The organism is Imperialibacter sp. (assembly GCF_040222815.1).
GTDB lineage: Bacteria > Bacteroidota > Bacteroidia > Cytophagales > Cyclobacteriaceae > Imperialibacter.
In genome coordinates, this window is record NZ_JAVKCH010000028.1 from 43,066 (window position 1) to 56,328 (window position 13,263).

At 46.5% G+C, this 13,263-nt stretch carries 15 protein-coding genes; 14 read left to right on the forward strand and 1 reads right to left on the reverse strand.

Annotated features, from left to right (window positions below; all coding sequences use genetic code 11):
* Positions 1-75 precede the first annotated feature (75 nt).
* The 5 genes from RIF36_RS15975 to RIF36_RS15995 all read left to right on the forward strand — a co-directional run bounded on the left by RIF36_RS15975 (position 76) and on the right by RIF36_RS15995 (position 4,057).
* Entirely contained in the window at positions 76-1,248 is a 1,173-nt protein-coding gene (locus RIF36_RS15975) for an alginate lyase family protein (RefSeq protein ID WP_350120925.1), read from the forward strand.
* 78 nt (positions 1,249-1,326) lie between these two features.
* Entirely contained in the window at positions 1,327-1,689 is a 363-nt protein-coding gene (locus RIF36_RS15980; protein ID WP_350120928.1) for a hypothetical protein, read from the forward strand.
* A gap of 117 nt (positions 1,690-1,806) precedes the next feature.
* Positions 1,807-2,310: an RNA polymerase sigma factor gene (locus tag RIF36_RS15985; RefSeq protein ID WP_350120931.1), complete on the forward strand. Its 504-nt coding sequence runs from the start codon at positions 1,807-1,809 to the stop codon at positions 2,308-2,310.
* 7 nt (positions 2,311-2,317) lie between these two features.
* On the forward strand, positions 2,318-2,923 hold the full coding sequence (locus tag RIF36_RS15990) for a hypothetical protein (protein WP_350120934.1): 606 nt from the start codon (positions 2,318-2,320) through the stop codon (positions 2,921-2,923).
* Positions 2,924-3,055: 132 nt separating this feature from the next.
* Positions 3,056-4,057 (forward strand): hypothetical protein, encoded by a 1,002-nt coding sequence (locus RIF36_RS15995; RefSeq protein ID WP_350120937.1) that lies wholly within the window; start codon positions 3,056-3,058, stop codon positions 4,055-4,057.
* Between the two features lie 100 nt (positions 4,058-4,157).
* On the opposite strand, the gene RIF36_RS16000 is transcribed toward RIF36_RS15995, so the two are convergent.
* On the reverse strand, positions 4,158-6,197 hold the full coding sequence (locus tag RIF36_RS16000) for a penicillin acylase family protein (RefSeq protein ID WP_350120940.1): 2,040 nt from the start codon (positions 6,195-6,197) through the stop codon (positions 4,158-4,160).
* A gap of 301 nt (positions 6,198-6,498) precedes the next feature.
* On the opposite strand from RIF36_RS16000, the gene RIF36_RS16005 reads away from it, so the two are divergent.
* The 9 genes from RIF36_RS16005 (at position 6,499) to RIF36_RS16045 (ending at position 12,958) form a co-directional block, all read left to right on the forward strand.
* On the forward strand, positions 6,499-7,101 hold the full coding sequence (locus tag RIF36_RS16005; RefSeq protein WP_350120943.1) for a peptidylprolyl isomerase: 603 nt from the start codon (positions 6,499-6,501) through the stop codon (positions 7,099-7,101).
* A 232-nt stretch (positions 7,102-7,333) separates the two neighbouring features.
* The gene (locus RIF36_RS16010) at positions 7,334-7,765 is read left to right on the forward strand and encodes a DUF6326 family protein (RefSeq protein WP_350120946.1); all 432 of its coding nucleotides are present in this window, start codon (positions 7,334-7,336) and stop codon (positions 7,763-7,765) included.
* Positions 7,766-7,969: 204 nt separating this feature from the next.
* Complete coding sequence (locus tag RIF36_RS16015) at positions 7,970-8,488, forward strand: hypothetical protein (protein ID WP_350120949.1); 519 nt, start codon at positions 7,970-7,972, stop codon at positions 8,486-8,488.
* A gap of 189 nt (positions 8,489-8,677) precedes the next feature.
* Entirely contained in the window at positions 8,678-9,817 is a 1,140-nt protein-coding gene (locus RIF36_RS16020) for a helix-turn-helix domain-containing protein (RefSeq protein WP_350120951.1), read from the forward strand.
* A gap of 87 nt (positions 9,818-9,904) precedes the next feature.
* Positions 9,905-10,738 carry an acyl-CoA thioester hydrolase/BAAT C-terminal domain-containing protein gene (locus RIF36_RS16025; protein ID WP_350068808.1) on the forward strand — a complete coding sequence of 278 codons (834 nt, stop codon included), beginning with the start codon at positions 9,905-9,907 and terminating at the stop codon, positions 10,736-10,738.
* 116 nt (positions 10,739-10,854) lie between these two features.
* On the forward strand, positions 10,855-11,523 hold the full coding sequence (locus RIF36_RS16030) for a chloride channel protein (protein WP_350121103.1): 669 nt from the start codon (positions 10,855-10,857) through the stop codon (positions 11,521-11,523).
* A gap of 87 nt (positions 11,524-11,610) precedes the next feature.
* Positions 11,611-11,838 carry a DUF433 domain-containing protein gene (locus RIF36_RS16035; RefSeq protein ID WP_350120955.1) on the forward strand — a complete coding sequence of 76 codons (228 nt, stop codon included), beginning with the start codon at positions 11,611-11,613 and terminating at the stop codon, positions 11,836-11,838.
* A gap of 13 nt (positions 11,839-11,851) precedes the next feature.
* Positions 11,852-12,205: a DUF5615 family PIN-like protein gene (locus RIF36_RS16040; RefSeq protein ID WP_350120958.1), complete on the forward strand. Its 354-nt coding sequence runs from the start codon at positions 11,852-11,854 to the stop codon at positions 12,203-12,205.
* A 240-nt stretch (positions 12,206-12,445) separates the two neighbouring features.
* Positions 12,446-12,958, forward strand: coding sequence for a hypothetical protein (locus tag RIF36_RS16045; RefSeq protein ID WP_350149393.1), 513 nt, complete (start codon positions 12,446-12,448; stop codon positions 12,956-12,958).
* Positions 12,959-13,263: the final 305 nt, after the last annotated feature.

The following is a 13,263-nucleotide window of genomic DNA, read 5'->3' on the forward strand; positions in this document are numbered from 1 at the left end:
CTAAGTACCTGAGTCTCTTCGATGCTGGATATCGCTCATTGCTTATATTAGCGATGTAGTTACCCCGTGTTTTGCATGCAAAATCGTTTTGTCCAATTCTGTATATACCTGCTGTTGGCTGTTTTTGGCTGTAGCACCGCTCAAGAAAATTTCAGGGATGACTTGCTGCTTTTGGAGAAAGAAAGGGTGCTCTCAGCAGCCGACGACTACCTGACAGCCGACATTCAAACCATCACCGAAGTCACAAGCCGCCGCTCAGCCGGCGGCCCGCACGACTTCTATTCTGAAGGCGACTACTGGTGGCCGGACCCTGAGAACCCTGGTGGGCCTTATATCAGGAAAGATGGGCTCACCAATCCGGACAACTTTTTCGAACACCGCAACCGCATGCGGCGGTTGAGCATCGTCGTACCGACATTAGTCGCTGCCTGGACAATCAATCACGAAGACAAATACGCCCTGAAAGCCATTGAGCACAGCAATGCCTGGTTTGTGAATGAGGCTACCCGCATGAACCCCGACATGCTGTACAGTCAGGCAATCTTTGGCAGAGTGACGGGCAGGGGCATTGGCATCATCGACGCTATTCATTTGGTAGAAGTAGCGCAGGCGCTGATGGTACTGGAAGAAAATGGTTTACTGAAAGATGATGCGCTGGAAAAAACCAAAACCTGGTTCGCTCAATTCAACGGTTGGATCACCACCCATCCTTATGGCATCGAAGAGCGGGACAATGGCAATAACCACAGCACCTGCTGGGCCATGCAAGTGGTCCAATATGCGACGTTTACAGGCAATGATTCCCTTTTGAACAGCACCAAAGACTTCTATGAAAAAACACTCCTGCCGGAGCAAATGGCCGCCGACGGGTCTTTCCCGAAAGAGCTGGCCCGCACCAAGCCCTATGGCTATTCGCTTTTCAACCTTGATGCGATGTACACCCTTTTGCATATCCTGGGCGGCCGCTCCCATGAAGTATGGCAATACCAGGCTGGCGATTCGCTCCAGGTCAGAAAGGCCGTCGACTTCATGGCGCCCTACATCGCCGACAAATCGCAGTGGCCCTACGCTCCCGACGTGATGTACTTTGACGAATGGCCCATGCGGCAGTCAGCCCTGCTGTTTGCCTACATGGCCTATGGAGATGATGGGTACCTGAAACTTTGGAAAACCTTGCCGGCAGACTCACAGGAAGATGAGGTGGTTCGGAATTTCTTTATCAGGCAGCCGCTTTTGTGGATTGACTAACAACTGCATACTGGCTACCTAAAAGCCAAGTAACTGGCAATGTTTTTGTATATTCACATCCATGTAAAAGGAGAAAAAATGACAAAAAGCCTCTTTCTAGTCTTGCTTATCTGCTTAACAGCCACGTTCGCTTTTTCGCAAACTGGTCTCAGCGTTACCCCTCCCACCAAAAAGTCACTTCCTGGTCAGCAGATTGATACATTGTCGGCTTACTTGTCCCCTTTGCAAATCCCTGGAAATAAAGTGCCGTCGGCGCTGAAATATTTTGTGCCTGATGATGATATTGAAATCACTCTGGAAGGTGATTTGGGAGGGTTGGTTACGAAATCTCACAACGACCGAATGCCCATGCTGATGCCGGAAGGAGATTACACCATGCCTGTTGTAACACCAGGAGACTCCACCAAAAACTACACCCTGCTGCGGAAGCGTATAGAATAGGCCCCTTCTTCACATTCTCTTTTTTATTTTCAAAAATAATTTTCCTCTGTTGTGACATTTCAGCACCTCATGCGAATAATGAAGTAAAGGCACTAAAAATCGCTTAAACTCAGGAAGGTGAAACGAACACAACAACAGGAAGCCCTCTTCATCGACTACCTCGAAAGCTGCAAAAAACTGATCGCCAAAGTAGCCAGGGTCTACTGCAAAGACGAAGAAGAGCGCAAGGACCTGATGCAGGACATCACCCTGCAGTTATGGAAAGCGTTTCCCAATTACGACGACACCTACGCCGTTTCGACCTGGACGTACCGCATCGCCCTCAACACTTCCATCTCACACCTGAGAAAAGTGACTACACGAAGTGCAGTGCAGACGAACAAATACAGCGAAGGCGAAATTATGCAGGTAGAAGCCGAAACGACAGATGAAAACCTGGAGCATCTTTACCGTGCCATCGACCTGCTCAAGCCGGTCGACAAGGCGGTTGTGGTGCTGCAACTTGAAGGGTGCAGCAACAAAGAAATAGCAGAAGTCATGGGTCTCTCGGCATCCAATATCTCCACCCGAAAGCTGAGAATCAAAGAAGAGTTAAAATCACATTTTGAAACAACTAAATAAAAAGGCCATGGAATTTGAACAACTAACAGACATATGGAACAACGCCAACCCTACGCTGGATCAAACGGTAAAAATCAACAAAGAACTGGTAAAGACAATCAGCTTCAGTAAGGTGAAATCCAGTCTTTCAGAGATCAAATGGACAAGTATTGTCCAAATTGTGGTGGGCATCTGGTTCCTGGATTTTCTGTCGGGCTTTGCCTTCCGGCACCACGCCGAGCCCTTGTTTCTCATCCCAGCCACTATGCTAATAGTCATCACGCTGTACAGCCTGATTTTTGACATTGGGCAGTTGGTAATGCTTTTCACGATCAACGCTAAGGCCTCGGTGGCAGAGGCTCAGCGAAAGCTGTCAACATTGAAAAAGCTTGAAGCATATGACGCTTATAGCCTGCTGGTTATCATACCATTGTTTTCAGCACCTTTTCTGATCGTGATAGCCAAAGCGGCAGCGGAGGTTAGCTTGTACGAGTTTGGCAGCCAATGGATCTATTCATATGTAGCGGGCAGTGCTGTGGTGGCAGGTATTGTCGTTTTCTTTCTGCGGATGTTCCCCAACAAGGGGCTTCAGGAGTCTATTGACTTTTTGCGGGAGTTAAAAGAGGAAAAGTGAGCTTCCACTGGTATCCGAAAGTCCTCAAGTCCACTAAGTGTGTGTTTTAACGGTAGTACTATATACCCTCTCCGGGGTATACTATTGCCTCATTCATAGACCTAAATTTGCCACCATACAAAATTTAGACTTATGAAAAAGTTATTAGTTCTCGCACTGCTTTGCATGCCTTTTTTAGGCAATAGCCAAATTGTCAATGAAAAAAATGTCAAAGACTGGGGCTATGGTGAAAACAAGATCAAAAAGGCTCCTAAAAAGATTTATGTCAAAGACTTTTTTGTCAACTATCAGGTACTATCGTCTAACTCAGAAACCACCACTAACTCAGACCTGGACAGAGCCACGTCGATGATGTCTGTGGGGCTGGTTGGTCTGGAGACTGAAGACTTTCAGGAAATTACTGATGCAGCCTACAAAAGAATGGTGAACAAACTGACCGACGCAGGTTATGAGATAGTTGGCAGTGAAGAAGCTGGTAAAGCAGAAATGTTCCAGGATTATACCAAATTGACTGGTGGCACCCCGAGTCAAGCGCAAATTATAGGTTATATCTCAACAGCCCCAACAGGATATGATTACTATGTAAAAAGAGTGACCAACAAAGGAAAAGCCAAGGATGCCTTTTTTGATGTTACACCTAAATTATCAAAGGAGCTTGGCGATATTCCAGTATTGGAAGCCAATGTGAGTTTTCAGTTTGTGACCATTGAGGGCAGTAGCTTTGCAGGAGCGGCCAAAATGAAAGGGAACGTCAATTTTGTATTAGCCGCAACAGCAATAGGCACTTCATCTGAAGGTTTTTTCGGCTCAAAAATCGAAACTTCTCCTTCACTTGAAAGAGTGGTTTGGAAAGGCGGTGCGGTGGGTGCTGGTGCGCTGTCCATCATACAATTCAGTCCTAAAAGTGATATCTCCATTGAAGGAGTAGTTGAGCAAAAGAAGTTTAAAGAATATGTATCAAGTAACAGTTACAAGCCATCTTATGCGAACATTGTGATTACTCAGGACAAAAAGATAGAGGTAAGCCATCAGGTAAAAGCAGACAGAGAGGCCTATAAAACCAAATCACTTCAAGCATTAAATGAGTACCTGGATCAAATGATCCAGAAGCTGCTTGACAGTGCAAATGGGTGATTAACAGAATCATGAATTGATAGCGTGTCTCTCCAGACACGCTTTTTTTATGGTTTTTTCTTGCTAAAATATGCCATGGAAGTCAGCCTGATACTGCCCCCTACTTCACCGGATGATACACTCTTTCCGCCGTGCGCAACACCTCCGCTTTGTCAAGGGTCATGTGCTTGGGCTGCTGATTTTGGAACCGCTCCAGCTGGTCTTTGAAGTGGGGCGAATCGGGGTGCATGCTGGCTCCGTAGGTATTCACCGTTTCTATGATGGGCAAGCCCTCCTTGGGGTAACGTACAAAGGCAATATAAGCATCGCCTGAAACCGCTTTGCGGGTGCCGTCGGGTTGTTCCCGTGAGTGAATGGCCGTCAGCGCATCGGGCAAGCCCCATATGGGGTATGCCACACCACCCCGCACCAGCTTCTGAATATCACCCAATACTACCAGGTCGTTGCCGAAATGCTCCATCATATAATCATACACGTACTGGTAGGTGGCCACAGCTTCCTCCTCTGGCAAGAACCCAGTGGCGTTGCGGTACTTGCTATAGAGTTTATAATACATCAGCAGAAAAACAGCCGCTCCCCGGCTATCCACTGTAGCTTTCCTGTCCCACAGCTGCAAACTGTTGATCACATTCTCCAAATCGGGATACTTCCGTGCATCCAATGTCCAAAAGGCATCGAGATTGATCTCGTACTGGAGCTCCTTCGGTAACTGCTGGTCAAATTTGATCTGCCTGAAGGTGTCGTAATCCAGTTTACCGACAGGCATTATTTCCGTCACTCGCTTGCTCCGATTATTGTGGCGGCGGAAGAAGCCATCGTTGGGGTCAAAATTAGCAGTATCGAGATTGTCAGCCGGGGCCGTGGCAAGGAAAGGCGCATGGTTGGTATTGAAGAGGTAGCCTGCCTTTGGGTTTACATACTGAGGCAGCTCCTCTATGCTTTTGAATGCTGTCCAGAGAGTGGCTGATGTGTTGCCTGGCAGCGTCCTGTCCCACTGGTACTTTGGGTCGGGGTTGCGACGGGGCACCTTGCCGTTACTCACATAAAAGATGGTGTCGTACCTGTCGGCATACACAATATTAAACATGGGAAGACTGGTCATGCTTAGCGCCTTATAGAACTCCGAAAAGTTGCGGGCCTTGTTCATCCTGTACCACTCCTCCAGGGCTTTGGCATCCATGAGGGCAGGCATACGAACAGAGAAAGTGCCGTTGTCGGCCTTTACAGTAGGGCCATACACACTCCAGAAGGCCTTTTTACCAATGCGGATCGGGATCCCTTTTACCTTGAGTTTGATCTTTTGCTTTTCAAGCTTCAGCCATTGGTCGTCAAACCGGTATTCGTTGCTGTTGGACGGATTCATTTGCAGCTGAAACACATCCACCTTGTCGAACATATTGACAGTGTGGGCCCAGCCCAGGTTTTCGTTGGTGCCATGAAAAATGACGCAGCCTCCCGGAAAAACACCACCAAGCATGTTCCAGCCCTCCTCACTTTGCACATGCGCCTCATAAAAAGCTACGGGCCCTTCCTGTGGCTGGTGGGCATTAATGGCCAGAAACGCCTCACCGGTTGTGGTCTTGCTGGAGTGTATGGCAAAGGCGTTAGATCCACGGGAATCGAAGCCGGGAAGTGCGGGCACCTTGCCTGCGAATAAGTTGGACAGGGCACGATCGGCCCCACTGAACACCGCCACAGAAAAAACCACGGCCGACAGATAGTCCTTCTCGTCGGCTGGGAAAACATGCTTGTTCAGCACCTCGTCGGGGTGGGCATCGGCGTAGGCCTTTAACCCCTGGATATAGCCATTAACCAGGGCTTTGAGCTCAGGGCTAATAGTACTCCACTGCTCCTCCACCAGCTGCCTGCACCTCAGTAGTTTGAAGGCATAATCAGCCTTGGCTCCCTCCTTTCCAAGATATGAGCCCAGCATCCCCTTGCTAATGAGTGCCACCTGCTGAATGGTTTCAAAGTCATCCTCGGCATGTGCCCAGGCCAGGCCGTAGGCCACTTCCGGGTCTGTTGGTGCAAAAATGTGCGGCACCCCGTAAACATCCCGGGCAATGGTGATGTTGGCGGGATCGATTTGGGCTTGTGCCACAGAGGCAGCAAATAGAAAGGCAAGGAAGATGTGTCTCATGTTTTAATAGATCGTGCTATTCCAGACTAAAAGTAGCAACAAAATGTTTTGAAACAGTCCAGGGCCTGTCACTGTCAGTCTGAGCCTGTCGAAGACCATTGAGGGGAGGTGAACTGCCTGCAGTTCCCGGTTGTTCCTTCACAACAGGCTTCTCAACCGCAGTTCCCGGTTGTGTCTTCACACCGGGCCTCCCGATCCATTCGCCAAAACACCCTTTGTTATTCGCCAACGATCACCTACTTTATGCTGGTCAAATGTAACCAACGGAGGTTGCACAGCACAAGCCAGAATTTACCTTTCTATGAACAAACAACTCATTCCATTAATAGCCATCGTTGCCTTTGCCTGCACCTCCTCGCCAAAGGAAACAAAGCACTACGATGTCGGCCAAATCATCACACCCCAGGGAGAAATGCTCTTCTGGCTCTACGATGACACCCCCACCCACAAGGCTAGTTTCATCAAACTGGCTAGTGAAAACTACTGGGACAGCCTGAGCTTCAACCGGGTGATCGAGAACTTTGTCATCCAGGGCGGCTGCCCCGACACGCCTGAGGGCTTCAGCGACTCGCCCTACCTGCTTGATCCTGAAATTCTACCTAGCCACAACCACGTGTATGGCGCTGTGGGTGCCGGCAGAGACGGCAACCCCGAAAAGTTGTCAGCTGGCTGCCAGTTCTACATTGTGCACGACAGCGACGGTATCCCACGATTGGATGGGGACTATACCATCTTCGGACAGGTGTTCAAAGGGCTTGATGTACTGAACAAAATAGCGACCATGGAAACGGACTCTCTGGATGCACCGCTGGATCGGGTACCCATGGACGTCAACATCATCCAAATGACTGAAGAAGAGCTTAAGGAAAGCGGGTTTGAACTGGAGATCGAAAAAGACTCTTAATGTTGCTGCCTCCACGAACCCTGGTTTTGAGTGTGTCTCTACACGATAGCCCTGGTCTGTGTCTTTGCAATCCGTCCACTACTGGCCTGTCAGACTATTATGATCCGCTAAAAAATTTAGGGCAGACAGGCCGCACTTGCTATTGCCGGGCGGTTTCGGCGAGAAGCCTTGTCTTCTGATGCAACCTCCGGCAACTCTAACGCATCCTGCTACCAACCAATCCAATACAAAAATGACTACAAAAGCACTGCAGGAACCCATCATTAATGTGAAACAAAAACTGTCGGCATTATGGACGTCCGTCATGTTCTGCTATGTATATGGCGATTATTTTGAGCTGTACGTGCCCAATAAAGTGAACGGACTCCTTAGCGGTGACAATATCTTAGACACCCCTACAAACCTATTGATGGCTTCCATAGTGTTGGCTATTCCTGCATTAATGATTGGCCTGTCCCTTCTGCTCAAAGCGCCTGTTAGCAGGGTTCTCAACATCATTTTTGGGACTTTTTTCACACTAATGATGCTCCTTATAGCCGTTACTTCACTCACCCCCTGGTATAGCTTCTATGTTTTTCTGGCCATTACGGAATGCATCATTACCGCCGTCATTGTCTTTTACGCCTGGACAAGGCCAAGGGAAGACAAGGCCATTGCCGCATAGCGTGTCATGGCTAAACCCGCCTTTGTGGCGGTGTTCACACATTTTACCCTGCCGCAAGAGACCCAAAACTTCCGAGAATTGGCAGTAGCCTGAACGGACAGGATAGGCGAAGTAAGCTGAACGGCTTGGTGAAATCCCACTATATTGCGGAGATAAATGCTACTGGTTTGGTTCACGCAGCAATTACTAATCTTCACATAAAACATGGCAGACACATTGTCGATTGAAAGTATAAGAAATCAAATTTCATCCATAGTTGACGAATATGGAGTTTCAAGCCAGTCAATTGGTAAGCTGGCAGCTCTTTTAAAGCAATTTGCAGGAGAAGAGGACTTCTGGATGAACAGGTATAGACCGGCTGATAAAAACGAGGAATTGCTCTATGAAATCACCATTGATAAGCCTTCAGGAATAGCGCTCTATTTGGTGTCCGACGCTTCAGGAGTTAAGAGCCCTCCCCATATTCATCACACCTGGGCGGCAATTGCCGGGATAAGCGGCGTAGAATTAAATCGCCTCTACACGATTGAAAACAATGAAATAATGAAAGTAAATGAAGTAAAAACTGTGCCGGTCGGCCCAGGCGAGGTGATTACCCTTGCTGAGGATGACATTCACTCGACAGCGGTGGTTGGCTCTCAATCGACGTACCATCTGCATTTATATGGCTGTGATTTGAAATCATTGCCTGCCTTTAACACACGAACATTTAGTGCTGAATAAAACAGCGTTCGACAATCCCACTTATCAAATTTTCTCAACACACAGGCTTCCTAAGACAAATTGGGGCAAAAAAATAGCACTGAAACCAGGCAATAAATACCGCACGGTGGCTATGTAGTACATGGCCAAATTTGAAAACAGCTTACCTTTGCCATTGGGGGTTAGAATTAAGTGCTATTTTATATTCGTATGATGAGTTCTCTTATAGTAGTAGGCCTTGCACTTATAATTCTCCTCCTAAGTGTGTTGTTGGGCAAGAAGAATAAACTCTTTGCTGACAGGTTTCTCATACTCTACCTCACCTTTGCAGCCTTTTGGCATGTTTACACCTACATAGAATACTCCGGCTTGCTGCTGAACAGCTACTGGATGCTCATGGGCAAAGGTATTTACCTATTGCATGCACCTTTTCTCTTTCTTTATATCTATGCGCTCACCGCACAAAAAAAATTACAAACAAAACATTATGTAGTTCTTTTCCTCCCCTTCATCATTTACACCGTTCATTTTTTTTACTACTATCTTTTGGTTTTCGACGGTGCCGCTTTATCAATAAACCACGGTTTGCTTTACATCAATGGCGGGCTATCCACAACCTGGCTAATTTTTGCTGAGCTATTCCTCATCATCGACCCTATTTTTCTAATCGTTTCCTACTATTTACTAAAAACCTATAAAAAGAGCCTACTGGCAGCTGTTTCCAACACCGATCAAATTAATCTCAATTGGCTTAACGTCCTCTTTTACCTTTGGCTGGCTATATCCGTTATCCTTGTTCCTTTTGGCACTCTTACCGTTGGCAGCGGTTGGTTCTCCACTGAGTTTTTAGACATTTTAAGTGAAATATTGTCGGTAGCCTTTTTCTTCATTCTTGGGTTTTATGGCTTCAAACAGACCACCATTTTCACCAACCTTGAGCTAAAGGGTGAATTGCCCTCAAAGCCAACTTCAGGGTATTACGAACGATCTGGTTTGTCAACACTACAAGCAAAAGCCTATCATGAGCAGCTATTGACATTGATGGAAGAAAAAAAGCCTTATTTGAATGGTGAGCTGACCGCCGGTGAGCTTTCCAAATTGCTGGGAATCTCGGTCAACCACCTTTCGCAAGTGTTGAATAAAGAACAAAAGCAGAATTTCTTTGACTTTGTAAACAGGTACCGAATAAAGGAGGTGCTTGCTAAAATGAAGGAGCCAGGAAATGACCATCTTACCCTACTGGCGATAGCTTTGAATTCCGGCTTCAATTCAAAGACCTCTTTCAATACCATTTTCAAGAAAGCCACGAACCAGACACCGTCACAATATTATCAGTCGTTGAAGAGGTAAAATAGGTTCTAACCTTTACGTTGGAACGCTTTGCACAACGAGGGCAACTACGTTTACATCCTATTTTAATTCTAAAAACAGAATACGATGAAGAAACTTAGTGTACTCATTTTTTTGGCTTTTGCCGTGGCATGTAGCAACGATGTTCCTGAAAATTCGGATAAGGTCGAAACCATACTCTATTTGGGGGAAGGTGATAATCAGCCTTTGCTGGTCGGCTTGGGAGGCTCCGAAGGTGGCAACGCCTGGACAAGCGACAGATGGCAAGCAAAACGTGATGCGTTTATCAGCAAAGGCTATGCGTTTCTGGCTGTCGGTTACTTTGGAGCAAAAGGCACATCCGAAGTGCTTGACCGTATTTCAATTGATGCCATCCATAAAGCAATAATTGATAGCTCTAAAAACCCTAAAATAGATGGCAATAAGATTGCGTTGATAGGCGGCTCGAAGGGGGCAGAACTAGCCTTGCTGTTGGCCAGTCATTTTGAAGACATTAGCTGTGTAATTGCCCTTGTGCCAAGCCACTGTTCTTTTCCGGCGCTAACACTCACTGCTTCTACTTCTTCGTGGACTTATAAAGGCGAAGAAGTGCCCTATGTGCCGATGCCGTGGGCTGCTGTTCCCTCAGCCATGAACCGTGACCTTCTTTCGGCCTTTACAATTATGCTGGAAGACAAAGCAGCGGTAGAAAAGGCCTTAATAAAAGTGGAGAACATCAACGGGCCTATACTTCTTCTCTCTGCTAAAAAAGACGAAATGTGGCCCTCTACCAAAATGAGCAATGAGATGGTCTTACGATTGAAGCAGTACGAATTTGGCCATCCTTATCAACATATAGCCATTGACGGTGGGCATACCGACGTCGTGGATCATTTCGACAAAATCTTTAATTTTCTTGGAGAGAATTTCCCAACCGATTAACAGGTTGTTGCCCCTCTGCTGGTACGAGCTTTTGTGGCTCGTACCCAAAACCGTTTCACTGATATCATTGATCCGCCGTCTGCCCCAAGGCCCAGTCTTTTCCAAGAATAGGGACTATTTTTGGCTGGGGCTCTAATTTTTGCGTGAAGTTTTTCAAATCCATTTTCGAGAAAAGACCACTACCCATTTACGTCAAGACATTAATCGGTGGAATACTACTTGGCGTCATCGCATTTTACTTTCCACTAACCCGATATTTCGGCCATCACGAGATCAACGGGTTATTAGCAGGGACTCTGTCCCTGGGCCTGTTGTTTGCCATACTGGCTTTTAAAATTCTGGCGATTTCAATCACTGTAACGTCAGGTTGGAGAGGTGGATTCATCATTCCCTTGTTTTTTGTTGGGGCAACTTTAGGCTTAATACTCCAGCACCTGTTTCCAGCAATCAATCTGACACTAACCATTGTTAGCTGCATGGCCGCCATCAACGCTTGTGTAACCCGAACCCCCATGAGTACCATGATCTTATTAGCGACTTTAACAGGTTTCGGACACTTTATCCCCATCCTATTTGCCAGTTTGACGGGATATTTTCTGGCACCAAGAATACCGTTTATAAGTTCACAGATGGAGAAAGAACAAAAAATAGCGATCCCCATCTCCCCTGGCAGAAGCTTCCGCTTGCGTTTAAAGCCATCCCGTCCTTATGTGTGTCTTCACACATTTTCTTACCTAACACCCCTGGTCATTTTTTCAGAAATTGGTGGTAGATTAACCGAATGATAAGAAGAGATGTGGACCGGCCCACACAAGGATATTAGAGCGCATAGCTTGATGCACCTTTAATCCATAATTTTCGTAAATTTGAATATGGAATGGCGAGAACACATAGCATCAGATAATAATGTCCTTCTAGGCAAGCCAACAGTCAAAGGAACCCGGGTTTCCGTTGAGCATATCATCGGGCTACTTGCCCAGGGCTGGACAGAACAGCAAATATTGGAAAACTACCCTCGCTTGACGCATGAATCCTTACAGGCCGTATTTTCATATATCCAGGAGTGCTTAAAAGACGGACTCCTCTACTCCAACGCCTGAATACAAAACCAGTTTGAAATTCCTGGCAAACAAAAATGTTCCGCTCTCAAGTGTTACCTATTTGAAGTCGCAAGGCATCGACATTACTGCCATTGGCATGGACCATAGCGGCATTTCAGATGAACAAGTGATGGAAATCGCTATCGCAGAAAACCGGACTATCGTGACTTATGATAGTGACTACGGCGAACTCATCTTCAAACATGGCTATAAGCCGGAAGCTGGGGTGATTTTTATAAGGTTTCAGCAAGTAGATCCCTTGGAAACATCCAGAATTCTCCAAAGATTAGTAGAAACTCCAGGTCTTTTTTTCAGACGAACCCTGACTGTTGTTGATTCCAACTCACTGCGGCAAAAGAAATACTAAAGCTCTCTAACACTTGCCTTCCATGCGTAGGGGGTTAGGTAGTAAGCAAACTGCCGCTCGCTTGGTTGTCCCTGTCCAATTAAAGGGGTTACTCTGTCCGCAAGCACAGGAGTAACCTCTTTAATTTGCCCGCTGACACCTGGTTACCCCTGGCCACCTTTCAGAAATTGGTGGTAGATTAACCGAATGATAAAAAAGGGAGATGGATCGACCCATACCCGGATGTTTGTAAAAATTAGAATGATGAGAAAAACTATACTATTCGTTGTTGCATTGGTACTTAGTTCGTCAGTATTTGGACAAACCACAGGAGAAAAATATGCTGACGACGTAAAATCAATCAGCGCAATCATGGATGCCTACTATGATGTGATTTCAGGCTCAAGTCAAGACCCCTGGCAATTTGAAAGAGACAGTTACATTCATTCACCAAATGCTGTCATTACAAAGTTAGATGAAAATGGGAATGCTGAATCACATTCATTAGAAGCAGAATACATCCCGCTGTTATTATCAACCAAAGAGGACTTTTACGAAAAGGAACTCAAAAGAGAAGTTAGTCACTTTGGGAATATCGCCCAGGTATGGAGTGCTTTTGAAGTGAGAACCGACCCAAATATTGCTTCAAACATGAGAGGATTGAATAGTATCCAACTTCATTTTGAACAAGGCAGATGGTGGATAGACAGTTGGACCAGTGAAATGGAGTCTGACAAGAACTCTTTGGTAACAGACTTTCTGACGAAGGAATAAACCTTTTGCCAGTCGTGTAGGCAGCCGTGAGCTACCCACCTCTCCCCCGGCACAATGAGCCCGCCGGGCCACGTAGGCTTGTGCCTAATCCCAACATCCCGTCCTTATGTGTGTCTTCACACATTTTCCAGCGTACTGCTGCCAAGTAACCAGCGGCCCACAGCTCGCAAGTAACAGCGACCACCAAAAAGCCTATCTGCGTCGTAAAAACATAATAGCGGTCGGCTCGGAAGTAACAGCGGTCACCAAAAAGCATATCCATGTCATCAAAAACATTACAGCTCTCAGCTCAAAGGTGACAGCTA

Excerpts from the sequence above, each read along its gene's own strand:
- RIF36_RS15975 (WP_350120925.1), top strand. The coding sequence starts at position 76 with ATGCAAAATCGTTTTGTCCAATTCTGTATATACCTGCTGTTGGCTGTT.
- RIF36_RS15980 (WP_350120928.1), top strand. The coding sequence starts at position 1,327 with ATGACAAAAAGCCTCTTTCTAGTCTTGCTTATCTGCTTAACAGCCACG.
- RIF36_RS15990 (WP_350120934.1), top strand. The coding sequence starts at position 2,318 with ATGGAATTTGAACAACTAACAGACATATGGAACAACGCCAACCCTACG.
- RIF36_RS15995 (WP_350120937.1), top strand. The coding sequence starts at position 3,056 with ATGAAAAAGTTATTAGTTCTCGCACTGCTTTGCATGCCTTTTTTAGGC.
- RIF36_RS16000 (WP_350120940.1), bottom strand. The coding sequence starts at position 6,197 with ATGAGACACATCTTCCTTGCCTTTCTATTTGCTGCCTCTGTGGCACAA.
- RIF36_RS16005 (WP_350120943.1), top strand. The coding sequence starts at position 6,499 with ATGAACAAACAACTCATTCCATTAATAGCCATCGTTGCCTTTGCCTGC.
- RIF36_RS16010 (WP_350120946.1), top strand. The coding sequence starts at position 7,334 with ATGACTACAAAAGCACTGCAGGAACCCATCATTAATGTGAAACAAAAA.
- RIF36_RS16015 (WP_350120949.1), top strand. The coding sequence starts at position 7,970 with ATGGCAGACACATTGTCGATTGAAAGTATAAGAAATCAAATTTCATCC.
- RIF36_RS16020 (WP_350120951.1), top strand. The coding sequence starts at position 8,678 with ATGATGAGTTCTCTTATAGTAGTAGGCCTTGCACTTATAATTCTCCTC.
- RIF36_RS16025 (WP_350068808.1), top strand. The coding sequence starts at position 9,905 with ATGAAGAAACTTAGTGTACTCATTTTTTTGGCTTTTGCCGTGGCATGT.
- RIF36_RS16035 (WP_350120955.1), top strand. The coding sequence starts at position 11,611 with ATGGAATGGCGAGAACACATAGCATCAGATAATAATGTCCTTCTAGGC.
- RIF36_RS16045 (WP_350149393.1), top strand. The coding sequence starts at position 12,446 with ATGATGAGAAAAACTATACTATTCGTTGTTGCATTGGTACTTAGTTCG.